This window comes from Streptomyces sp. NPDC102514 (assembly GCF_055584525.1).
Window position 1 is genome coordinate 485,784 of sequence record NZ_JBVJLW010000002.1, and the last position, 21,447, is coordinate 507,230.

Consider the following 21,447-nt stretch of genomic DNA (forward strand, 5'->3'; position numbering starts at 1 on the left):
AGTTAACTTCCTAACGAACTCGTGCGGTACTCGCCTGCCGCACTCCCCCGAAGCCCGTCCCGGGGCTTCCCTAGGCCGTATCCGCAGGCACGGCTCGCCCGCCGTTCGCTTCGCCTGCGCGCACCGCGTACCGCGGCGTCGCGCTCCGACGAAAGAGACTCCGTGCCGGACTTCACGCCCGTCGCCGTCGGTATCGACGTGGGCGGCACCAAGACACATGTGCGCGCGCGAGCCGGGGGTGGCGCCGACCCCGGCTCCGGCTTGGGCTCCGGCTCCGGGCCGGATCGGCTCACGGACGCCGGCGCGGTCCCCGGCTCCGTGACTGAGTCGGTGGCTGCCGTTGCGGCTTCTGCGGCTGGGGCTGCCGTTGCGGCTGCGGCTGCGGCGGGCACGGTCGCCGATCATGTGCGCGCCAGCACGGGGTGGAGACCGCACGATCCGGCGTCGGCCGCCGCCTGGCTGGCCGCGCTCATCGACGACGTACCGCCCCGGGGCACCCGCCCGGCCGCGGTGGCCGTCGGCGGGCACGCCTGCGAGACACCCCGCCAGTGCGAGGAGATCCGTTCCGCTCTCCAGGCGCTCCTGCACGTGCCCTGCCGTGTGGTCGGCGACGCCGAACTCCTCGTCCCCGCGGCAGGACTGGACAAGGGCGTCGGCCTCGTCGCCGGCACCGGCTCGGTCGCGGTGGGACTGCTGGCCGACGGCACCACGATCCAGGTGGGCGGCTGGGGCGCGGTGCTCGGTGACGAGGGCGGCTCGGCGGGTCTCGTACGGGAGGCCGCGCGGGCCGTGTGGGCGGCGCGCGACCGCGGTGAACCGCCGGACGTCCTCGCGGACCGGCTGACCGCCGCGTTCGGGGTGCCCGAAGTGCCCGCGCTGGGCGCGGCGTTGGAGAGCGCGGCCGATGTCTCCGCGGAATGGGGACGCCATGCCCCCAGTGTGTTCGCGGCGGCCGAGGAAGGCTCGTCGCTCGCCCGCGCGGTGATCGCCGAGGGCGGCCGGGCGCTGGCGCGGCTCGTCGTCCTGCTCGCCGGACGCGGAGTCCCCGTGGACGACGTGGTGGTGGCGGGCGGGGCGGTCCTGGGCCGCCCTGCGCTGTACGAGGCGTTCACCGCCGCGCTCGCCGGGGCGTTGCCGTCGGCACGGCCGAGGCCGCTGCGGGTGCCGCCGGTGGAGGGGGCCGTGGCACTGGCCCGGGCGCTGGTGTGAGGCGCGGCGGCCCGACCGGCACGGCCGAGTCCATCCCGCCCGTCATGACTTCAGCACGACCTCCGGTACGACCGTCAACACAGACTTCAGCACGGACTTCAGCACGGACTTCAGCGCGATCAGAAGGAGAGGCACCTCCATGCCCGGTGCGCACCCCCGTCCCCCTCGCGGCACAGCCGACACCGATGCCGGTACCGGTACCAATACCGATGCGGGTACCAGTATCGACCGGCGTGTGTTCCTGCGGGGCTCCGTGGGCGTCTCGGCCGGACTGATCGCGGCGCCCGCGGCCGCGGCCTGGCCCGCCACCGCGGCGGCCTCGACGGCCTCGACGGCAGCAACTGCCACGGTTGCCGCCGCCGCAACGAACACGTCCGCCGCCTTCGTCGACGCGTACACCACGAACGTCGTCGGCAACCTCACCTCCGAGACCAACGCGGCCGTGCACATCCTCGACGGCTTCGCGCGCATCTGGAAGACGGGCGCGGCCTGGGACACCGGCACCCCGCTGATGCCCGAGGTCCTGCGCGCCAACATGCGCTACTGCGCCCGCGTCACCCGGCGCCGCACCGACGCCGAGGCGCGCACGGCCTTCGTCCAGGACCGCCAGCACCAGAGTTACGCGGTGATCGCCGGCCTTGGCCCGCTCGCCGGCCTGTACCGGAGCGGGGCGAAAGCCGTCACCGGTATCACCTCGGCGCCGGACGGCATTCCGGCGGGACGGATCAACGACACGCTCCCCGCCGACGCGCCCGGGGGCTCCGCGCTGGGCGCCGGTTCGCACACCTCGGACCTCGGGAAGGTGGCGGAACTGGTCGACACCGTGCGTGGCCCGTTCGCGTCGAGCAACCCGTCCAAACTCGCCTACCAGTACCCGCGTCCGTGGCGCATGACCGAGGGCAGCCGGATCGTCGCCACGGGCACGACCGACGAACTGGGCTTCCCCGTCTACGAGTCCGACGTCGTGGTCGTCCCGCAGCTGCTGAGGCAGCGCGGCACCGACCCGGCCGACGACGGGGGCTTCACCAGCGGCCACACGAACGCCTTCTACCTCGCGGCCCTGTCCCTGGCGTACGCGGTTCCCGAGCGGTTCCAGGAGTTGGTTGCCCGCGCCTCCGAACTCGCCCACACCCGCGTCGTGTCGGGCATGCACTCCACCGTCGACGTGGTGGGCGGCCGGGTCCTCGCGACGGCCCTCGCGGCGGCGGCGCTCACCGATCCCGCGAACGCCGGCCTGAAGGCGGCGGCCCGGGCGCAGGCCGCGGCGTACTTCCAGGAGCGGACCGGTTCGACCGCGGACACTCTCTACGCCTACGCGCATTCGGCGGGCCCGGACACCGACCCGTACGCGGACCGTGCCGCCAACCGGGCCGCGGTCGGGCCCCGGTTGACGTACGTGCTGCCCAGACGGGCCGCGCACGAAGGGCACGACGCGCACGATCGTATGAGCGTGCCGAAGGGCGCCGAGGTGCTGCTGGAGACGCGGCTGCCGTATCTGTCCGCGGCCCAGCGGCGCGAGGTGCTGCGGACGACCGCGCTGCCCGCCGGATACGTCCTGCTGGACGGTTTCGAGAAGTGGGGGCGGCTGAACCTCTTCGCCGCCGCCGACGGGTACGGGGCCTTCGACTCCGACACCCAGGTCCTGCTGGACGCCGCCGCGGGGGGTTTCGGTGCCGCCGACACCTGGCGCAACGACATCGGCGGACGGGGTGGGCTCGTCAAGCGCGGCAGCGGAACGTTGTGCCTTGCCGGCGACAACGCGTACGCCGGCGGCACCGTGTTGGAGGCGGGCGTCCTCGCGACCGCCTCGGCCTCGGCGCTGGGACGCGGTGACGTACGGGTGGACGGGGGGACCCTGCGGGTGGCTTCGCCGCTGCGGGTGCGGGGTGCGTACGCGCAGGGGTCCGGTACGACGCTGGAGGTGACGCTCGCGGGGTCCGGGGCGGCGCTCACGGTGGACCACCGTGTGCTGCTCGACCGCGGCCGGCTCGTCGTCCACCTCGCCGGGTCGTACCGGCCGCGACGGGGCACGATCCTCCCCGTGATCGAGACGCGGTCGCTGCGCGGGCGGTTCGAAGAGGTCGTGATGGACGGGGTCCGAGCGGAGACGGTATTCACGTCACGGGGCCTGTCGATCCGAACCCCATGACGTCGGCTGCGGGTGGGTGGGGGCGGGCCGCGCAGTTCCCCGCGCCCCTTTGGGGCCCCACAAGCCTCTGATTCGTCTGCGGGTGGGTGTGGGCTGAGCGCGCCGTTCCCCGCGCCCCTCAAAAACGGGGCTGCGCCCCAGCTTTTGCCCCTTAAGGGGCGCGGGGAACTGCGCGGGCCACCCCCACCGCCCCGCAGCCAAGCACACCCCGGTGGCACCCCAAAGGGGCGCGAGGAACTGCGCGAACAACCCCCACCGGGGCCGCAGACGAACGCCCCGAAGGGGCGCGGGGAACTGCGCGGCCAGCCCCCGCCGGCCCGCAGGCGGGAACACGCCCCCGCGCGGAGCGGGTCAGTGGCCCTCGATGGCCCACGCCCGGGCACCCTTCGCGCGCACCCCGCGCGCCGTGGGGACGTCGGGCGCGGACAGCCAGTCCGCCACCGCCGCAGCGATCGGCTGACCCGACTCGATCTGCACGAACCCGAACTGCCCGGACTGGTTGCACTCCAGGAACCACCACATCCCCTCGGCGTCCTCGGCGAAGTCGAACGCTCCGTAGGCCAGCCCGGCCTCCCGGAGGTAGGTGCGGACGCCCGCCGCGACGGAGGACGGCGCGTCCACCGGCTGCCACAGGGCTTCCGAAGCCGCGAACCGGACGTCCACCTCGTCGGGGTCTGCGTCCGGCGCGACCGCCTTGCGCGCGGCGAACATCCGGTCGCCGACACAGGTCAGCCGGATGTCCGCCCGCTTGACCACCCGCCGTTGGAGCAGGGTGGGACCGAAGGCGACGGCCGCGAAGTCGGTGTCGGGCGCGACCCGACTGGTGGGTACCGCCCTGGGCGGTTCCTGCGGATGCGCTCCCGACACGGGCTTGACCACGAGATCCGGGAACCGGTCCGCGAAGTCACGGGCCGCCTGCGGGAACGTCGTGATCAAAGTGGCGGGTACGGGCAGACCGCAGCGCTGCGCCAGGGACAGCTGCCAGGGCTTGTGACGGGCCCGGCGGGCCGCGTCGGGGTGGTTCATCCAGCGTGCGTCGGTGGAGCGCAGCATGCCGTAGAGCGCCTGCGCGGACTCCTCGGTCAGCCAGTCGGAGGGCTCGGCGGCATGGGAGGCGGCCGTACCGGGCCTGCGGATCCAGACGGACCGCAGACCGCCCATGCTCACCAGCCTGCCGCCGGCGGACAGATGCCCGCGAAAGGTGCCGCGCACGTACTCTCCGGACAGGGCCACCGGGCCGGGAAGGTCCGCGGGATCGAGGCGGACGACCGGGACAGCGCCCCTGTCGAGCTCCGCCACCACCATGTCCGCGGTCACATCCTGTTCGCACGTCAGGATCAGAACCGTCATCGTCGGGGGTCCGAAATCAGTCGTCGAAGTGGGTCTTTGAGCCCGCTGTGGAAGTCGTGGACCCCAACTCCCGCAACACGGCGTAGTCATGCGCGGCCAGCCGCCCGTCGGGAAACACATTCAATTGCAGTCTGGAGTCATAGGCATACGGAGCGCTGACCTCCAACTGCTGGGCCGGACGGGCGTAGTTGAGCGCGAACGGTCGCATCGGTTCTCCTTGCTCGGTGCAGATCCGACCAAGCGGATCGTGACGCTCCGGCGTCACGTTACCTGGCGGATCCACAGGGCTTCCACGGAGATATACGAATCGAACTGGCGAATGGTTGCCTCACGCTGCGTAGTCATCGGACGGGTACGGTCCGTGACGTGATCCAGCCGCGCCGATCGCCCGTGCACGGGACAGCCATTCACCTCTGGAGACGCAGGTCCGAGCGTTACGGATCCGAGGTGGAGCCGCAGTTCAGCGCACTGACGCACACGTTCGCCCGCCGCGCGCCCCGCACGCCGGTGTGATGTCCCGGGGCCGGTGGTACGTGGGCACACCGGTCCACGAGCCCTCGTACGGGCCCGGCCTCGGCCGAGAATTTCATTCGGAGGACACCCCCCACACAGCTACTCTCGTAGCGCTTCCCGATCTCCACGCCTCATCGCCGACCGCTTGCCGATATCCCTATTCGCCGCTTTCCCACCGCTTTCAGGCCGTCAACCGGAGGCAGACATGGACCAGTTGCAGCAAGAAGTGGATCCGTCGGAGGTCGGTCTGGACCCGGCGGCCCTGGATCGTCTCGACCGGTTCTTCGCCCGTCGCGTGAACGACGGCCTCCTTCCCGGGTACCTCGTTTCCGTGAGTCGTCACGGACGTGTCGCACATCTCACGTCGTACGGTCTGCGCGACCGGGAGGCAGGCCTCGCCGTCACCGCGGACACGGTGTGGCGGCTCTACTCGATGACCAAGCCGGTGGCGTCCGTCGCCGCGCTGATGCTCCACGAGGAGGGCCTGCTCGGCCTCGACGATCCCGTCTCCCGCCATCTGCCGGCCTTCGCGGACCTCCAGGTCTACGAGAGCGGCGCGGGCGACGGCCTCAGGACTCGCCCGGCCGACGGCCCGCTCCTGGTCAGGCATCTGCTGACCCACACCGCGGGCCTGACCATCGGCGCCTACCGCACCCACCCCGTGGACGCCCTCTACCGGGCCGCGGGCGTCGAGATCCAGGCGCCGGACGACGCGGATCTCGCCGAGGCGTGCGAGGTGTACGCGAGCCTGCCCCTGCAGTTCGAGCCGGGGACCCAGTGGAACTACTCGGTCGCGACCAATGTGGTGGGCCGCCTCATCGAGGTGGTGACGGGTCGTCCGCTGGACGCGTTCCTCGCCGACCGGATCTTCGCGCCCCTGGGCATGACCGACACGGGCTTCTGGGTCTCAGGAGAGCGGGCCGACCGGCTGGCAGCCCTCTACGAGGAGGACGCGCAGGACAAGGACGGCGGGATCGTCCCCCTCCCGGGCCCGCCGGTGCACGAGCGTCCGCGGCTGCTCTCGTGCGGCGGGGGGCTGGTGGGAACGGCCGGTGACTACCACCGCTTCATGGAGTTCCTCCGCCGGCGCGGCGAACTCGACGGCGTACGGCTCCTCTCCGCCGACACCGTGGACACCATGGCGGCGAACCATCTCCCCGCCGACCTGCACGCCTTCGGCAGCAAACCCGTCCACGGGCAGCCGGGCAACGCGGGCCTCGGCTTCGGCCTCGGCGTCTCGGTCGTGGTGGACGCGGACCGCACACCGTCCCCGGAGAGCGAGGGCTCGTACGGCTGGAGCGGCGCGGGCGGCACGACCTTCTGGGTCGACCCCCGCAACGACCTGACCGTGCAGTTCATGACACAGGTGCGACCCGCGGGAATGTTGACCTTCCACGAACTGAAAAGTTTCGTGCACGAGGCCCTCGGGGGCTGAGAGTCCGTGCCTCAGCCGTCGGTCCGGAGCGTGAAGTCGATTCCCTCGCCCGGCAGTTCGGTGAGCCAGTCCTCCGAGCGCTCCGGGGTCTCCGCCGCGCGGTTGAGGCCCGGTGGCAGGGTGCCTCGCAGGATCGCCCGCACGCCGACCGCCAGCGTCCGCGAGACGCATCGGGCCATCGCGCTCTCCTGCGCGTCGCCCTCCATGTCCAGGAGGTAGCGACCCGACCAGGATCGTCCCGAGCCGTCCCGTACGTGCAGGGTCACCGCCAGCACCACCCGGTCGCGGTCGGCGTCCGTGGTCGGGTGGCGGGCTGCCAGGTCGCGGGCCAGGTCGGCGATCAACCGGTCGTCTCCGTGCGCGAGTTGCGCGAAGACCGGCTGCCACGCCTCCAACCAGCCGGCGAGGCGCAACGTGCCGCGGACGAACGTCTGCGGCTTCCAGGCCGGCGGCAGCCCGTACTGGCCGACGAACGGGACGCTGTCGCGGTTCGGGTAGACCTCGAAGGACTCCCCGTCCACCACATGGGCCCGGGTGGCCTCCCAGGGGCGCAGAGCCGTCGTCTCGGCGCCGGACTCGATGTAACGGGCGGGCGAGCGCAGGGCGTTGAGGACGCCCGCCGGGGCCCAGCTGAAGCGGTATCGGAAGTCGTTCGGGACGGCGGGGACGCCTCCGCAGTACGAGGTGAGGCTGACCTCGGCCGCGGTGTCCGCGCCGATCTCCGCGCGGGCGCGGGCGATGAGGCTGTGCGCGAAGAGGTGGTCGATGCCGGGGTCGAGGCCCGCCTCGGTGAGGACGACGATCCCGGCCGCCGTGGCCGCCGGGACCTGGTCCAGTACCGCGTCGGAGACATAGCTGGAGCAGGCGAAGTGCGCGCGGCCCGCCACACAGGCGGCGAGCAGCCCCGTGTGCTCGGGGGCGGGCAGCATGGAGACCACCACGTCCCCGGGGGCCAGTTCGGCGGTGAGGGCCTCCAGGGTGTACGCGCGGGCCTCGGCGCGACCGGTGAGGCCGAGCGCCGCCAGGGCCTGCCCGGCCCGCTCCTCGGTGCGGTGCCACAGCCGTACGCGGTCGGCCGTCTCGCAGAGCACGGCGAGCCCGCTGCCGGTGGACAGGCCCGCGCCGATCCAGTGGACGGTCCCGGAGGGCGGCACGAGGCCGGGGTCGGGTATGGGGCCGGGGTCGGGTGCGGTGGTCTCAGGCATCGCCCAACCCTTCGTCGCGGGAGTCGAGTTCGCGGCAGGCCTCCGTGAACCGGTTCAGGCAGCGGCCCCACTCCCCGCCCACCCCGAACCCCGGCAGCAGAGGTGTCAGCGCCGCCGAGAAGTCCGTGCTCGCCTCCTCGGGCAGCAGGGACGGCAGGTTGTCGATGGCGATGAGGTCGAGGGCGGGCCGTTCGTGCAGCCGCCGTACGGGGTGCGCCCAGTCGGTGACCGTGTCGTAGACCGGCAGGACGTTGTACGGGGAGCCGACGTCGCAAGTCACGTCGCACACCGTGCGCAGACCGCGGTCCGGCTCGGCCAGGTCCTTGTCGGTGAGGAACGGTGTGGAGGGGCCGGTGGTGAGCACCGTGTTCACCATCAACTCGTGGGCCAGCAGGGCCGGTCGGTCCAGGGCGCGGGTCTCGGGGAGGTCCCAGCAGGTGGGTTCGAGGCCCGCCTCGGCGAGCGCCGCCCGCGCCCCGCGTCCGGAGCGGCCCAGCGCGCCGATCACCAGCGAGGCGAACCGTTCGTCGCCGGGGGCCGGGTGGAGTCCGTCGTCCAGTTCCTTCTTCGACTGGGGCCGCAGCGGGGCCGTCAGCCTGCCCCGGTGGTGCAGGACCGCGAGGGCGGCACCCACATAGCCCGCCCAGTAGCCGAACGCGGCGAGCCTGCGCCCGTCCTCGTCCACCAGGTACTCCAGGTCGAACAGGGTCCCGCCGCCCGCGGCGAAGCGGCGCAGCAGCGCCCCGGCGCCGGGCTGTGCCTTGTACGCGTGCCCGAAGAAGATGTGCCGGTGCCGCAACGCCGCGCCCTCGTCGGGGGACTCCCCCGGCCCGTCGGGTGCGTCCGGCAGTTCCTTGAGTCCGACGATCACCGCGTCCGCCGGTGCCCCGGTCCAGGAGCCCGCCCCGACGACCCGGCAGCCGGCCGCCTCGTACGCCTCGGCGGGGAAGACGCGCTGCGGGGACTCCTCGACGGTGAGTGTCACGCCTGCCTCGACGAGCCGGCGGGCGTCGGACGGCACGACCGGGGTGCGCCGCTCGGTCGTACGGGTCTCGTGGCGCAGCCACAGGTGGAGCTCGGTCATACGAGGTTGACCTCCGGTCTCGGGGCGTCGGCGGCGAACCGGTCGGCACGCAGCGGGGTGATGTCGACGAACGGATCCTGCCCCAGGTAGAGATCGCGGACCACCTCTCCGACGGCGGGTCCCTGGAGGAATCCGTGTCCGGAGAATCCGGTCGCGTACAGGAAGCGGGAGATCTGGGCGGTCTCGCCGATCAGGGCGTTGTGGTCCGGGGTGATCTCGTACAGGCCCGCCCAGCCTCCCGTCCTCCGTACGTCGAGCAGGGAGGGGGCCCGGCGCTCCATGGCCTCGTAGAGGCGGGGAATCCAGCGGTCGTGCGTCTCGGTGGCGAAACCGGGGCGCTCGTCGGGGTCGGACATGCCGACGAGGAGGCCGGGGCCCTCGGTGTGGAAGTACAGGCTGCTGGTGAAGTCGATGGTCATGGGGAGGCCGGGCGGGAGGTCCGGGATCGGTTCGGTGACGGCTATCTGGCGGCGCAGCGGTTCCACCGGCAGGTCGACGCCGGCCATCGCGCCGACGGCCCGGGACCAGGCGCCGGCCGCGCAGACGACGGTGGACGTGGCGATGCGGCCCTGTCGGGTGACGACGGCCGTGATGTCGTCGCCGCGCCTCTCGATGCCGGTGACCTCGCAGTGCCGGACGATCGTCGCGCCGTGGCGGCGGGCGGCGGCCGCGTATCCGTGCACCACGGCCTCGGGTGTGCAGTGGCCGTCGTCCGGGGAGAAGGCGGCGGCCAGCAGGCCGTCGGTGGTGATCAGCGGTGCGAGCCTGCGTGCCTCGGCCGGGTCGGTCATCCGGCTGGGCACCCCGAGGCCGTTCTGCAGCCGGACCCCGGCCTCGAACGCCTCGACCTCCCCGGGCGTCGACAGCAGGAAGAGATAGCCGACGCGGTGCAGTCCGATGTCGTGGCCCGTCTCCTCCTCGAAGCGGGCGAACGCCTCCAGGCTGCGGGCGCCGAGCTGGATGTTGAGCTCGTCGGAGAACTGCGCGCGGACGCCTCCGGCGGCGCGCGCGGTGGATCCGGAGGCCAGTTCGTCGCGCTCGACCAGCACCACGTCGGGCACACCGGCGCGCGCCAGGTGACAGGCGATGCTCGTCCCCATCACCCCGCCCCCGATGACGACGACTTCCGCGCGCCCCGGCAGGGCGGTCACGGGCGGACCGTTCTGAGGTCTGAGGTCATCCCCCATCCCTTCCCCTGTCCGCGCCGGTGTCACCACATCCGGCGCGGCGGGCGGACGGTCCGCGGGGGGGGGCGGCCGGGCGGGTGGGTCAGACCCGGTGGCCCACCACCGCGTCCAGGTGCGGCAGGTCGTGGTCCAGGCGCTCGCGCTTGGTGCGCAGATAGGTGATGTTGTCGTCGCAGGGCGGGATCAGCAGGGGCACCTGGGCGTCGACCCTGATGCCGTTGCGGACCAACGCCTCCCGCTTGCGCGGGTTGTTGGACATCAGCCGTACCGAGCGGACACCGAGGTCGTGCAGGATGTCCGCGCCCACGCCGTAGTCACGGGCGTCCACGGGCAGGCCGAGCGCGAGGTTCGCCTCCACGGTGTCGAGGCCCTCCGACTGGAGCTTCATCGCCTGAAGCTTGGCCAGCAGACCGATACCCCGGCCCTCGTGACCCCGGAGGTAGATCAGGACTCCGCGGCCCTCCGCGGCGATCTCCCGCAGGGCGGTGGTGAGTTGCGGGCCGCACTCGCAGTGCCGGGACCCGAACGCGTCACCGGTCAGGCACTCGGAGTGCAGCCGGGTGAGTATTCCCTCACCCCGGGCGCCCCGTATGTCGCCGTACACCAGGGCCACTTGTTCGTCTCCGCGAGTACGGTCCAGGTAGCCGACGGCCTCGAAATCGCCGTACACAGTGGGCAGCGGAGAACTTACGACCCGCTCGACGCCTGCGGACTGGGATTTCCCGGCGAGTACGCCATCTATTTCTGTCATGATTCTGGTTCCTAAGCAGAGACGAAAGGTCGCGAGAACATGGTCAATTCGGACGGTTCGGAAATACGGCTCACGGCGTCAGGGCCATTGCCGACGGACACCACGGAGGATGTGCGTACGCGAGGCGCCGGTGTCGCACGGCAGGTCGCCGTGCTCCCCGTGGGCAGCTTCGAGCAGCACGGCCGGTATCTTCCGCTGTCGACCGACACGCTCGTGGCGTGCGCGATCGCCCGGGAGGTCGCTGCCGCATTCCCCGTTCATCTCCTTCCTCCGGTGACGATCTCCTGCTCCCACGAACACGCGGCCTGGCCGGGAACGGTGAGCATTTCCTCCGTGACACTCCATGCGGTGGTGCGGGACATAGCCGATTCGCTGCGTCGGTCGGGCGTGGACACACTCGTAGTGATCAATGGTCATGGCGGCAATTACGTGTTGGGCAATGTCGTTCAGGAATCCTCCGCGGCCGGTGCTCGAATGGCTCTGTTCCCGGCGGCCGAGGACTGGGAAACAGCGCGGGAGGCGGCCGGGGTGGAGACCTCGTTGCTCACCGATATGCATGCGGGGGAAATCGAGACCTCCATTCTGCTGCACACCGATCCCGAATACCTCAGGCCTGGTTACGAGACCTCCGACTTCGTCGCCGACGACCGTCGGCATCTGCTCTCCCTCGGCATGTCGGCCTATACCAAGTCCGGTGTCATCGGCCGCCCTTCGAGGGCGTCCGCCGAGAAGGGGAAGGAACTTCTCGCTTCGCTCGCCGACTCCTTCGGAGCGTACTTCTCGCTACTGACATCCGACTCCGACGTACCGCTGGTGCCGCTCGCACCGCGGGTACCGCCGGCCGTCGATCCGCTCTGAGCGTCCCCGTTCCCCTCGGCGCGGGCCGGCAGCGGTTCTCCCGGTGACTGCGGCCGCGCGTCCGGGGCCGCGCCGGGCGCCGCCCCGCCGCTCTCCCGCGGGCCGCGCAGTCCCACGTACCAGCGCCCGACCAGGACGGCGACGCCGGGCAGGCTCGCGGCGAAGCTGAGGACGCCGTAGACGACGGCGACGGTCAGGCCCTGGGTCGCGCCCAGGCCCGCGGCGCCGAACGCCCAGGCGGTGACGCCCTCCCGGGGCCCCCAGCCGCCGACGTTCAGCGGCAGTCCCATGGCGATCAGGGCGAGCAGCGCCAGGGGCACCAACTCGGCGGCGGACGCGTCCGATCCGGCCGCCCGGGCCGCGAGCAGGAACATCAGGACGTGTCCCGCGAGGACCACGACGGACGAGATCACCACGCCCGGCCAGCTCCCGCGGGCCAGCAGAGCCCCGCGGGCCTCGGTGAGCGCGCCCCGTACGGCCCGGTAGCGGCGGGAGGTGCGCGGCGCCCTGCCCCTGCCGCGGACGGCACCGACGGTGACGACCCCGCACACCGAGACGACGGCCAGCAGCGCGACGAGGTGCCGGGTCTCCGACAGGACGGGCGAGGGCTGGGTGAGCAGGACGGCCATGCCGACCGCGGCCAGGACGGCCTGTCCCGCGACCCGTTCGAGGACGACCGCGCGCACTCCGCGCCCGACGTCCCCGGCGCTCTGCCCGTGCCGCACCGCCCGGTGCACGTCCCCGAGGACGCCGCCGGGCAGGGCCGCGTTGAGGAACAGCGCGCGGTAGTAGTCGGCGACGGCCGCGCCCAGCGGCAGTTCGAGGCGCATGCCCCGGGCCACCACGCACCAACGCCAGGCGCTGAACACCGTGGTGAGCAGGCCGATGCCGAGCGCCGCGAGGAGGGTGACCCCGTCGATGCGGCGCAGGCCGTCCAGGAAGACTCCGGTGCCCAGCCGCCAGGTCAGCACCGTGAGGATGACGACGCCGGCGATCGTGCCGAAGTGGGTGCGCAGGAACCGGACGCCGGAGCGGGCGGTGCCCGTCCGGCCGCCGCGCGGACGCCCGGCGGCTTCGCCGGGGTCCGCGCCGGTGTGGGTCCGCTCCGTCGCCTCGTCCGGGTCGCCGTCGCGGACCGCCGCCGACAGCTCTTCGTCCAGGGCGGCCAGTGACCGCTCCTCGCGCGCCACGGTTCCCGCGCCCATCACACGCCCCCGGCCGGTCGGGCCAGTGCGAGCAGATCGCTGTGGTGGACCACCACGGTCAGCTCGCCCGCCTCGCAGGCGGCGAGACGCTCGCGCAGATACGTCTCTGCGCGGGCGGCCAGTTCGGGTCGCTGCTCGACGGCCGCGCCGACCCAGCCGCGCAGCCACTCCGCGGTCAGCGCGGACTCGTCCCGGCCGAGGTGCCAGGCGCTGGGGTGCACCCGTACCGTCGCGCCGTGCCCGGAGAAGGCGTCACAGGCCGCGCTGATCGCGTCCGGGCCGAGCAGGCCCCCGCGCCGCTGGTGGTCGTTGAACGCGTCGGCGATCTCGGCGTCCAGCGGGTCGGCCGGGGTGAGTTCGACCCGGCCCGCCACCGAGAGGGTGAGGAGGGCGGGGCAGCCGGCTCCGGCGCAGGCCGCGGCCAGCGCCTCGATCTCGTCGGTGTTGAGGACGTCGAGGAGTGCGGAGGCCGTCACCAGCGAGGCGCCGGCCAGGGCGTCGGCGGTCAGCCGGCCGACGTCGCCGCGCTGGGTCTCGACCGTCACCCGGCTGCCGTCGGCGGCCGAACGGGGCGAGCCGACGGCCGCGAAGTGCAGCAGATACGGGTCCCGGTCGTGCAGCACCCAGTGCTGGGGGCCGTCGAGCCGGGGCGCGAGCCAGCGTCCCATGGAGCCGGTGCCGCAGCCGAGGTCGTGGATGACGAACCCGCCCGCCCGTCCCGGCAGGTTCGCGAGCCGGATCCGCAGCGGATCGAGCAGCTCGGACGACCGGGCCGAGGCGTCGACGCCCTCTCGCAGCTGCAGCCACTCGGGGGCGTAACGGGTGGTGTCGTCGGTGGCCTCACCGCGGGTGCGGTCGCCCAGCCGAATCGTTCCTGTGTCCCGTACGCGCTCCCCCGCCCCCGGGCCCTCCGCCGGCGTCGCGCTCGTACTGACGCCCGCGCTCGTACTCGTACTGCTGCTGGTGGTGCTCGTACTGGTGCTGGTGCTGCTCATGCCGCCCCCCTCCTTGCCTCGCTCTTCAGTCGCCCCATGACACCCGACAGACTCCGGGCCGTCGCGGCCCAGCCGCCGAGGGATGCCCGGCGGGCCCGCGCGGCGGCCTTGAGGCGCCGGCGTACGTCGGCCTCGCCGAACCAGCCGCGCAGTTCCGCGGCGAGCGCCGCGGGGTTCTCCGGCGGGACCAGCAGGCCGGGCACCCCGCCGTCGGGCGCGCGCCCGACCGCCTCGGGGAGACCGCCGACGTCCGTGGCCAGTACGGGGATTCCGCGGGCCAGCGCCTCGGTGACGGCCATGCCGTACGTCTCGGCGTACGAGGTGAGGACCATCAGGTCGGCGGAGGCGTAGCTGGCGTCGAGCGCGGCACCGGACCTGGGGCCGGTGAGCTGCAGCCGGTCGCCGAGGCCGTGCCGCTCGATCAGAGCCCGCAGTCCGGCCACGTACTCGGGGTCGTGGTCGAGGCCGCCGACGAGGGCGCAGGTCCAGGGCAGATCGGTGACGGTGGCGAGGGCCTCGATGAGCCGGTGCTGTCCCTTGCGCGGGGTGACCGAGGCGACGCACAGCAGCCGCGAGACGCCGTCTGTGCCGGGGGCCAGGGGCGCGATGTCGGCGCCGGGGGTGGCGACATGGACGCGGTCGGGCGCGAGGCCGTGGTGGGCGACGAGTCTGCGGGCCGCCCACTCGCTGGTGGCCACGACGGCGGGCACGGCCCGCAGGGTGTGGCGCTCCCGGGCGTCCAGGTCGGCGGCCACCTCGGGCGTGAGCCCGGTCTCGTCGCCGAGCGGGAGGTGGACGAGGACGACCAGCCGCAGTCGTTCGGCCTCCGGGATGATGATCTCGGGGACCGCGCAGGCGACGATCCCGTCGAGCAGGACGACCGTGCCGTCGGCCAGTTCCGCGAGGGTGCGGGCCAGTTCGTCACGGGCCGCCGTCCCGGGGCGGGGCCAGCTGCCGTCGATGGCGTGCTTGTGCACCTGCCAGCCGAAGCCGGGCAGATCGAGGCTGACGCGGGCGTCGTAGACGTTCCCGCCGCTCGGCATGGTCGAGTCGTTGACCCCGCCGGGCATCACGAAGTGCATGGCGCGCAGGGACATGGGGATGATGTCGGCGTATGAGCTCACAGGGCACGCTCGTAACTCGCCCAGGCGATGTGCGACTCGTGCAGGGTGACCGTGATGCCGGCCAGTCCGCGGGCTCCTTCGCCCAGTGCTCCCTTTTCCACTCGCTCGGCGAGACGGTCGGCGACGACCTTCGCCAGGAACTCCGTGGAGGTGTTGGTGTCGGCGAACACCGGCTCGTTGTCGAGGTTCCGGTAGTTCATCTCGGCCACCACCTCCCCCAGTTCCCTGGTGGCCAGTCCGATGTCGACGACGATGTTGTCGTCGTCCAGCTCGGCGCGGCGGAACGTGGCGTCCACGAGGAACGTCGCTCCGTGCAGTCGCTGCGCGGGTCCGAAGACCTCTCCGCGGAAGCTGTGGGCGATCATCAGGTGATCGCGGACGGTGATGCTGAACAACGGACGACCCTCCAGGTGCGGTGCGTCTGACCCCTCTGCCGGGGCGTGCCGTGTAGTACGGCCGGTCCGTTCTCCGTGTTCAGAGGGTTCGGGTCGGAGTTTCGGACACGTTCACCGGGACAGGGGTGCCAGTTGGGCGCGTGGTGCGAACTTGATTACCGGCGTTGGGTTTTGGCTACTCGGTGTGCGGACGTGACCGCTTGCGAGGGGAGTGGGATGTCGGCCCCGGTGCAGGACCACGTCGTACTCGGGTCCGGGCAGCGGTCGGGTCCAGGTAGTGGTCGGGTCCACGTCGTGGTCGGGTCCACGTCGTGGTCGGGTCTACATCGTGGTCGAGTCTGCGCCGTATCGCACGAGATGGCACATCGCGGTCGTCTCGCCAGTACTGAGCCCCGCCATCGCCTCGGGCAGGTCCTCGAAGGCGCACTCGCCCGTGATCAGGGTGTCGAAGGCGGGGTCCGCGAGGAGTTCGAGGGAGAGGGCCAGCCGGTCCGCGTAGGTGCGGCGGGCGCTTCTCGCGGGTGAGACGGACCCGACCTGGCTGCTGCGGATGGTGAGCCGGCGGGAGTGGAACGCCTCGCCGAGCGGCAGGGTGACCTTGCGGTCGCCGTACCAGCTCAGTTCTAGGACCGTGCCCTCCGGGGCGAGGAGTTCGAGCGCGCGGGAGAGCCCGGCCTCGGTGGCGCTCGCGTGGACGACGAGGTCGCGGTCCCCCGCGGCGTCCTGCGGGAGCGCGAACTCGATACCCAGGGCCCGTGCGATCTCCGCGCGCGCCGGGTTGGCGTCGACCAACTGGACGCGGGCGGCGGGATACCGGGCCAGCAGTGCGGCGACGCTCGCGCCGACCATGCCCGCGCCGACGACGGAGATCCGGTCGCCGATCAAAGGGGCCGCGTCCCAGAGGGCGTTGACGGCGGTCTCCACCGTGCCGGCCAGTACGGCGCGGGAGGCGGGCACGTTCTCGGGCACGGGGGTGACCGCGCTCGCGGGCACGACGTACCGGCTCTGGTGCGGATAGAGACAGAAGACGGTCCGTCCGAGGAGGTCCGCGGGTCCCTCCTCCACGGTTCCCACATTCAGGTAGCCGTACTTGACGGGGCCGGGGAAGTCGCCCTCCTGGAAGGGCGCGCGCATGGCGGCGTACTGGCTCTCCGGGACCCCTCCGCGGAACACGAGCGTCTCCGTGCCGCGGCTCACACCGGAGAAGAGTGTGCGCACCACGACCTCGCCCTCGGCGGGTTCCGGCAGGTGGGTGTCCCGCAGTTCACCACGGCCGGGAGAGCTGAGCCAGAAGGAGCGGGCGGAGCGGTCCATTCGGCATCCTCCTGAGTAGTTCATGTGAATCGGCTGAGGGAACGGGCTGAACGATCGGGCGGCGGGCCACGTACCGACCTTTGCGAAGCCGCGCACAAGGTACGCGGCAATGATCGACTCTGTCACCTGGCCGGAGGATGTGCGGTGGCCCTGAACAACACGTACGACGCGAGGCTCTTGCAGCAGGAGACGGCCGTGGGAGCGGGCGTGCAACTGCTGTTGCTGACCGTGCTCGGCACGGCGATCGGCCTGGGCCCCGCGGGCTGGCTCACCGGGCTGGCGTTCGGACTCGCGACCTGGGCGGTGCTCTCACGCGCCCTGCACCGCACGCGGCCCCGCTCCTTCGGAGCCGCCAACCGCGTGACGCTCGGCCGGGCGACCCTGGTCGGCGGGGTGACCGCCCTGGTCGCCGACTCCTTCCAGAGCCCGCCGCCGGTCACGGTCCTGGTGGCGCTCACCGTGATGGCCCTGATCCTCGACGCGGTCGACGGCAAGGTCGCCCGGCGCACCGGATCCTCCACGGCACTGGGGGCACGCTTCGACATGGAGGTCGACGCGTTCCTCATCCTGGTGCTCAGCGTGTACGTCGCCACGACGGTGGGGGCGTGGGCCCTGCTGATAGGCGGCATGCGGTACGCCTTCGTGGCGGCCGCGCGGTTCCTGCCCTGGCTGAACAACGCGCTCCCGCCGAGCACTGCGCGCAAGACGGTGGCCGCGCTGCAGGGTGTCCTGCTGCTCCTCGCGGGCGCCGGCATCCTCCCGTACGCCCTGACGTTCGGGGTCGTCGCCCTCGCCCTCGCCCTGCTGACCTGGTCGTTCGGCCGGGACATCGGCTGGCTGTGGCGCACGCGGGGCCCTGCCGTGGCTCTGACCGAGCTGGACCTCGTCCGAGAGACGGCGACGGTCGGAGCCCCGTAAGGGGCGCGGGGAACTGCGCGGCCCACCCCCACGGACCCGCAGACGGCGTACGTCGTCGGCTGCCGGTCGCGCGTGGCTGAGCGCGCAGTTCCCCGCGCCCCTTAGGTGGGAATCCCCCAGCGATCTTGCTCAGTTGGGCAATCTCCCCGGCAGAACCACGCACGCCCGCGCCACAGCCCCGTAAGGGGCGCGGGGAACTGCGCGGCCCGCCCCCACCGGCCCGCAGACGGCATACGACGTTCGGAATCGCTTAGGCGATCTTGTTCAGTTCAGTGATCTCCTCGTCCGGGAGGACCAGCTCTGCGGATGCGATGTTCTCGCGCAGGTGCGCCCTCGACGACGTGCCCGGGATCAGGACGATCGACGGGGAGCGTTGGAGCAGCCAGGCCAGGGCGACCTGCTGGGGCGATGCGTCCAGGCGCGTCGCGACGTCCGTCAGGATCGACGACTGGAGCGGACTGAACCCGCCCAGCGGGAAGAACGGCGCGAACGCGATCCCTTCCGCCGCACACCGCTCGACGAGCGCGTCGTCCTGGCGGTTGGCCAGGTTGTAGAGGTTCTGCACGGTGACGACCGGCGCGATGGCCTGCGCCTCGGTCAGCTGCGCGTCGGACACCGAGCTGACACCGAGGTGCCGGATCAGCCCCTGCTCCCGCAGCTCCGCCAGCGCCCCGAACTGGTCGCTCAGCGGCTCCTCGTCCGTGCCCTCGGCGGAGCCGACCCGCAGGTTCACCACGTCGAGCGTCTCCACGCCGAGGCGCTGGAGGTTCTCCCGGACCTGGGCCTTGAGGTCCTCGGGTTCCCGCGCGAAGATCCACGCCCCGTCGTCGCCACGGCGGGCGCCGACCTTGGTGACGATGCGCAGATCGTCGGCGTACGGGTGCAGGGCCTCCCTGATGATCTCGTTGACCACGTACGGCCCGTAGAAGTCGCTCGTGTCGATGTGGGTGATGCCCCGCTCGACGGCCTCCCGCAGCACCGCGACGGCCTCGTCCCGGTCCTTGGGCGGCCCGAACGCGTGGGGACCCGCCAGTTGCATGGCCCCGTACCCCATGCGTGTGAGGGTCAGGCCGTCGGCCGGGGTGAGGGTGCCGCCGGAGAGTGTGCCGGTCACGTCCGTCATGGTGTGCCTCTCGCTGTGTTTCATGTGTTTCTTGTGTTTCTCGCGTTGCCTTCTTCGTGCCTTGCTCTTCGACTCTGCGCGGGGCCGGACGCGGACGGCAGTACCCCGCTGTTCCTGGGAGTGACAGGGACAGTCATCCGCGCCGGGGCGGAACTACGGTGGAGGTATGAACGGCACGAACGTCCTCGGAGAGTTCCTGCGCGCCCGCCGTGCCCTGGTCCGGCCACAGGACGCGGGGATCCGCGGCGGCGGCCTGCGGCGCGTCCCGGGCCTGCGCCGCGAGGAGGTCGCGATGCTCTCCGGCATCAGCGCCGACTACTACCTGCGTCTGGAGCAGGGCCGCGACCGCAATCCGTCGCTCCAGGTCCTCGAAGCCCTGGCCGACGTCCTGCATCTGGACGCCGATGCCACGGAGCATCTGATCGGGCTGGCCCAGGTCCGGCCGTCGCAGGCGCACAAGGCGGGTGCCGCCGCCGGCCGCGGACGCGGGGCCGCGCGCAGGCCCGAGACCGTGCCGCCCGACATCCTCCAGCTCATGGACGCCTGGCCGAACAACCCCGCCTACGTCGAGAACAAGTTCACCGACGTACTGGCCGCCAACGCGCTGGCCAGGGCCCTGTCCCCGAACCACGCCCCCGGCAGCAACATCGTGCGGGCCGTCCTCCTCGACGAGAGCGAACGGGAGCTGCGCCGGGACTGGGAGGAGCTGACGGAGGCGGGGATCGCCGCGTTGCGGGCCAATGTCGGGCCCGACGTCGACGACCCCCGCCTGGTGGAACTCGTGGGCGAGCTGTCCGTACGCAGTGAACGCTTCCGGCAGTTGTGGGGCCGCCACGACGTGCACCCCAAGCAGTCACGTGTCCTGCGGCTGCGGCACCCGAAGGTCGGCGACTTCGAGCTGTACGCCAGCAAGCTGGGCATCGTCGGGGCGGACGGTCTGGTCCTCAAGGTCTTCCAGGCCGCACCGGGCAGCCGGGACGCCGAACTGCTCGCCATATTGGGGAGTTTGACGGCGTCCGGCGAGGCGGACCGGGACCCGGCAGGCTCCGAGAGCCGCCGGGCCGTCGAGGACCAGTGACGTCGGCTGCGTACGACCGGTGACGTCAGGTGCGTACGAAGACGTCAGTTGCGTACGGCGGGGGCGATGGTCTCCTGGTTCGTACGCGCCAGGGCCGACTCCACCTCCAGGTCCGCGTCCGGTTCGTGGCCGCCGGTGGCGCGGGGCGCGCCGGTGATACGGCGTACGTGGCGGACGGGGACGAGCAGCGCCGCCAGGGCCGCGGCCAGGAGCAGCAGTGCCAGCAGCGTGAACCCGTGGGTGTAGCCGGAGGCCTCCGGCAGCCCCGAGGACTGCAGATGGCCGGTGACCAGGACGCTGGTGACCGCGGCGCCGATGGACCCGCCGATGGTGCGGATGTTGGCGTTCATCCCGGTCGCGGCGCCGGTCTGCTCGGCCGGGACGCTGCCGACGATCAGGTTCGCCATCGAGGCGAACGCGAGGCCGATGCCGAGGCCGAACACGCCTGACACGAAGGCGACCTGCCACTGCTCGTCGTGCCACAGGGCGAGGAATCCACAGGCGACCGCACCGAGCGCGGCACCGGTCGTGAGCAGTTTCTTGGCTCCCACGACGGGTTCCAGCCGGCCGCTCAGGATGCCCGAGAAGAACATGGCGACCAGCATCGGCAGCATGAGCAGTCCGGACGCGGTCACGCTCGCGCCGAACCCGTACCCGGCGGAGCTGGGTGTCTGGACGAAGGCGGGCAGGAAGGACCAGATCGAGTACATGCCCGCGCCGAACAGCAGCGCGGCGGTGTTCGTGGTCCACACGGCGGGCAGCCGCATGACCTTGAGGTCGATCAGCGGCGAGCGGGAGCGCGCCTCGGCGAGCAGCCACAGGACGAAGAGGACGACCGCGGCGGCGAACAGCCCGATGACCCTGCCCGAGCCCCAGCCCCACTGGGTCGCCTGGCTGAGCGGCAGGAGCAGCGCCACCAGCCATGCCGACAGCAGGATCGCGCCGAGCCAGTTCACGCGGCCCTCGGCGCGCCTGGGCGACTCGGGGACGTACCGGACGGCGATGAGGACGGTCACCGCGACGACTCCGACGGGCAGCCAGAACAGCCACCGGTAGTCGAGCGCGGTCACGATGGGTCCGGCCGCGACCATGCCGACACCGCCGCCCGCGGCGATCACGGCGGACAGGTTGCTGATGCTGGGGCTCACCCGGGACGCGGCGAACTCGTCGCGGATGATGCCGAAGGACAGCGGGAACAGTGCGCCGCCTATGCCCTGGACGACCCGGGCGACGATCAGTACCCCGATGTTCGGGGCGAGCGCGGCGATCAGACAGCCGATCATCACGGTCACCAGGACGGCGACCAGGGTGCGCTTCTTGCCGATGAGGTCGCCGACCCGGCCGAGGATCGGTGTGAAGACCGAGGCGGACAGCAGGTACGCCGTCATCACCCAGGTCGCGGTGGACTGCGAGGTGTGCAGTTCGTGCTGGACGGTCGGCAGGGCCGGCGCGATCAGCGACTGGAGCATGGAGAAGACGCCCGCACCGGTCGCGAGGACCGCGAAGGTGAGGCGGGTGGACTTGCGGGGCATGAAAAGCCTCTCCGAACTGGTT

The 21,447-nt window shown here is 72.2% G+C and carries 18 protein-coding genes and 1 pseudogene; 6 read left to right on the plus strand and 13 right to left on the minus strand.

The window, feature by feature from the left end:
• Window positions 1-162 precede the first annotated feature (162 nt).
• Window positions 163-1,209, plus strand: a complete 1,047-nt coding sequence (locus tag ACZ60E_RS07090) for an N-acetylglucosamine kinase (protein WP_469438859.1) — start codon at window positions 163-165, stop codon at window positions 1,207-1,209.
• Window positions 1,210-1,348: 139 nt separating this feature from the next.
• Entirely contained in the window at window positions 1,349-3,358 is a 2,010-nt protein-coding gene (locus ACZ60E_RS07095; RefSeq protein ID WP_469438860.1) for a phosphatase PAP2 family protein, read from the plus strand.
• A 351-nt stretch (window positions 3,359-3,709) separates the two neighbouring features.
• On the opposite strand, the gene tgmB is transcribed toward ACZ60E_RS07095, so the two are convergent.
• Window positions 3,710-4,708: an ATP-grasp ribosomal peptide maturase gene (gene tgmB / locus ACZ60E_RS07100; RefSeq protein ID WP_469438861.1), complete on the minus strand. Its 999-nt coding sequence runs from the start codon at window positions 4,706-4,708 to the stop codon at window positions 3,710-3,712.
• 16 nt (window positions 4,709-4,724) lie between these two features.
• Window positions 4,725-4,916, minus strand: coding sequence for a putative ATP-grasp-modified RiPP (gene tgmA, locus ACZ60E_RS07105; protein WP_107016910.1), 192 nt, complete (start codon window positions 4,914-4,916; stop codon window positions 4,725-4,727).
• A gap of 510 nt (window positions 4,917-5,426) precedes the next feature.
• On the opposite strand from tgmA, the gene ACZ60E_RS07110 reads away from it, so the two are divergent.
• On the plus strand, window positions 5,427-6,656 hold the full coding sequence (locus ACZ60E_RS07110; protein WP_469438862.1) for a serine hydrolase domain-containing protein: 1,230 nt from the start codon (window positions 5,427-5,429) through the stop codon (window positions 6,654-6,656).
• 11 nt (window positions 6,657-6,667) lie between these two features.
• Here the strand turns inward: ACZ60E_RS07110 and ACZ60E_RS07115 are convergent, their stop codons facing one another.
• The 4 genes from ACZ60E_RS07115 to ribA form a co-directional block, all read right to left on the minus strand.
• Window positions 6,668-7,861 carry a saccharopine dehydrogenase family protein gene (locus ACZ60E_RS07115; RefSeq protein WP_469438863.1) on the minus strand — a complete coding sequence of 398 codons (1,194 nt, stop codon included), beginning with the start codon at window positions 7,859-7,861 and terminating at the stop codon, window positions 6,668-6,670.
• Window positions 7,854-8,945 (minus strand): saccharopine dehydrogenase, encoded by a 1,092-nt coding sequence (locus tag ACZ60E_RS07120; RefSeq protein WP_469438864.1) that lies wholly within the window; start codon window positions 8,943-8,945, stop codon window positions 7,854-7,856. The genes ACZ60E_RS07115 and ACZ60E_RS07120 overlap by 8 nt, the downstream gene beginning before the upstream one ends.
• Window positions 8,942-10,087, minus strand: coding sequence for an NAD(P)/FAD-dependent oxidoreductase (locus tag ACZ60E_RS07125; RefSeq protein ID WP_469439007.1), 1,146 nt, complete (start codon window positions 10,085-10,087; stop codon window positions 8,942-8,944). Before ACZ60E_RS07125 ends, ACZ60E_RS07120 begins: the two co-directional genes overlap by 4 nt.
• Before the next feature lie 127 nt (window positions 10,088-10,214).
• Window positions 10,215-10,883 carry a GTP cyclohydrolase II gene (ribA, locus tag ACZ60E_RS07130; protein ID WP_210888079.1) on the minus strand — a complete coding sequence of 223 codons (669 nt, stop codon included), beginning with the start codon at window positions 10,881-10,883 and terminating at the stop codon, window positions 10,215-10,217.
• A 39-nt stretch (window positions 10,884-10,922) separates the two neighbouring features.
• Here ribA and ACZ60E_RS07135 point away from each other — a divergent pair, with 39 nt between their 5' ends.
• Window positions 10,923-11,741 carry a creatininase family protein gene (locus tag ACZ60E_RS07135; protein ID WP_469438865.1) on the plus strand — a complete coding sequence of 273 codons (819 nt, stop codon included), beginning with the start codon at window positions 10,923-10,925 and terminating at the stop codon, window positions 11,739-11,741.
• A gap of 212 nt (window positions 11,742-11,953) precedes the next feature.
• On the opposite strand, the pseudogene ACZ60E_RS07140 reads toward ACZ60E_RS07135, so the two are convergent.
• The 5 genes and pseudogenes from ACZ60E_RS07140 to ACZ60E_RS07160 all read right to left on the minus strand — a co-directional run.
• Window positions 11,954-12,946 (minus strand): annotated as a pseudogene (locus ACZ60E_RS07140) (lysylphosphatidylglycerol synthase transmembrane domain-containing protein); the annotation flags it as partial.
• Window positions 12,946-13,941 carry a class I SAM-dependent methyltransferase gene (locus ACZ60E_RS07145; RefSeq protein ID WP_469438866.1) on the minus strand — a complete coding sequence of 332 codons (996 nt, stop codon included), beginning with the start codon at window positions 13,939-13,941 and terminating at the stop codon, window positions 12,946-12,948. The gene ACZ60E_RS07145 and the pseudogene ACZ60E_RS07140, both read right to left, overlap by 1 nt.
• Complete coding sequence (locus ACZ60E_RS07150; protein ID WP_469439008.1) at window positions 13,938-15,038, minus strand: glycosyltransferase family 4 protein; 1,101 nt, start codon at window positions 15,036-15,038, stop codon at window positions 13,938-13,940. The genes ACZ60E_RS07145 and ACZ60E_RS07150 overlap by 4 nt, the downstream gene beginning before the upstream one ends.
• Window positions 15,039-15,061: 23 nt before the next feature.
• On the minus strand, window positions 15,062-15,460 hold the full coding sequence (locus tag ACZ60E_RS07155; RefSeq protein ID WP_055513514.1) for a 6-pyruvoyl trahydropterin synthase family protein: 399 nt from the start codon (window positions 15,458-15,460) through the stop codon (window positions 15,062-15,064).
• A gap of 321 nt (window positions 15,461-15,781) precedes the next feature.
• Window positions 15,782-16,774, minus strand: coding sequence for a zinc-dependent alcohol dehydrogenase (locus tag ACZ60E_RS07160; RefSeq protein WP_469438867.1), 993 nt, complete (start codon window positions 16,772-16,774; stop codon window positions 15,782-15,784).
• Between the two features lie 144 nt (window positions 16,775-16,918).
• Between ACZ60E_RS07160 and ACZ60E_RS07165 the strand changes: the two genes are divergently transcribed.
• Window positions 16,919-17,692 carry a CDP-alcohol phosphatidyltransferase family protein gene (locus ACZ60E_RS07165; RefSeq protein ID WP_469438868.1) on the plus strand — a complete coding sequence of 258 codons (774 nt, stop codon included), beginning with the start codon at window positions 16,919-16,921 and terminating at the stop codon, window positions 17,690-17,692.
• A 250-nt stretch (window positions 17,693-17,942) separates the two neighbouring features.
• On the opposite strand, the gene ACZ60E_RS07170 is transcribed toward ACZ60E_RS07165, so the two are convergent.
• Window positions 17,943-18,815: an oxidoreductase gene (locus ACZ60E_RS07170; RefSeq protein ID WP_385833366.1), complete on the minus strand. Its 873-nt coding sequence runs from the start codon at window positions 18,813-18,815 to the stop codon at window positions 17,943-17,945.
• A gap of 166 nt (window positions 18,816-18,981) precedes the next feature.
• Between ACZ60E_RS07170 and ACZ60E_RS07175 the strand changes: the two genes are divergently transcribed.
• Entirely contained in the window at window positions 18,982-19,893 is a 912-nt protein-coding gene (locus tag ACZ60E_RS07175; RefSeq protein ID WP_469438869.1) for a helix-turn-helix domain-containing protein, read from the plus strand.
• A 44-nt stretch (window positions 19,894-19,937) separates the two neighbouring features.
• Here ACZ60E_RS07175 and ACZ60E_RS07180 read toward each other — a convergent pair whose 3' ends face one another.
• The gene (locus tag ACZ60E_RS07180) at window positions 19,938-21,425 is read right to left on the minus strand and encodes an MFS transporter (protein ID WP_469438870.1); all 1,488 of its coding nucleotides are present in this window, start codon (window positions 21,423-21,425) and stop codon (window positions 19,938-19,940) included.
• Window positions 21,426-21,447 lie beyond the last annotated feature (22 nt).

What these genes read in the sequence shown, in the direction of transcription:
- ACZ60E_RS07095 (WP_469438860.1), top strand. Translation starts at nt 1,349, where the DNA reads ATGCCCGGTGCGCACCCCCGTCCCCCTCGCGGCACAGCCGACACCGAT.
- tgmB (WP_469438861.1), bottom strand. Translation starts at nt 4,708, where the DNA reads ATGACGGTTCTGATCCTGACGTGCGAACAGGATGTGACCGCGGACATG.
- tgmA (WP_107016910.1), bottom strand. Translation starts at nt 4,916, where the DNA reads ATGCGACCGTTCGCGCTCAACTACGCCCGTCCGGCCCAGCAGTTGGAG.
- ACZ60E_RS07110 (WP_469438862.1), top strand. Translation starts at nt 5,427, where the DNA reads ATGGACCAGTTGCAGCAAGAAGTGGATCCGTCGGAGGTCGGTCTGGAC.
- ACZ60E_RS07115 (WP_469438863.1), bottom strand. Translation starts at nt 7,861, where the DNA reads ATGCCTGAGACCACCGCACCCGACCCCGGCCCCATACCCGACCCCGGC.
- ACZ60E_RS07120 (WP_469438864.1), bottom strand. Translation starts at nt 8,945, where the DNA reads ATGACCGAGCTCCACCTGTGGCTGCGCCACGAGACCCGTACGACCGAG.
- ribA (WP_210888079.1), bottom strand. Translation starts at nt 10,883, where the DNA reads ATGACAGAAATAGATGGCGTACTCGCCGGGAAATCCCAGTCCGCAGGC.
- ACZ60E_RS07135 (WP_469438865.1), top strand. Translation starts at nt 10,923, where the DNA reads ATGGTCAATTCGGACGGTTCGGAAATACGGCTCACGGCGTCAGGGCCA.
- ACZ60E_RS07145 (WP_469438866.1), bottom strand. Translation starts at nt 13,941, where the DNA reads ATGAGCAGCACCAGCACCAGTACGAGCACCACCAGCAGCAGTACGAGT.
- ACZ60E_RS07150 (WP_469439008.1), bottom strand. Translation starts at nt 15,038, where the DNA reads ATGTCCCTGCGCGCCATGCACTTCGTGATGCCCGGCGGGGTCAACGAC.
- ACZ60E_RS07160 (WP_469438867.1), bottom strand. Translation starts at nt 16,774, where the DNA reads ATGGACCGCTCCGCCCGCTCCTTCTGGCTCAGCTCTCCCGGCCGTGGT.
- ACZ60E_RS07170 (WP_385833366.1), bottom strand. Translation starts at nt 18,815, where the DNA reads ATGACGGACGTGACCGGCACACTCTCCGGCGGCACCCTCACCCCGGCC.
- ACZ60E_RS07175 (WP_469438869.1), top strand. Translation starts at nt 18,982, where the DNA reads ATGAACGGCACGAACGTCCTCGGAGAGTTCCTGCGCGCCCGCCGTGCC.
- ACZ60E_RS07180 (WP_469438870.1), bottom strand. Translation starts at nt 21,425, where the DNA reads ATGCCCCGCAAGTCCACCCGCCTCACCTTCGCGGTCCTCGCGACCGGT.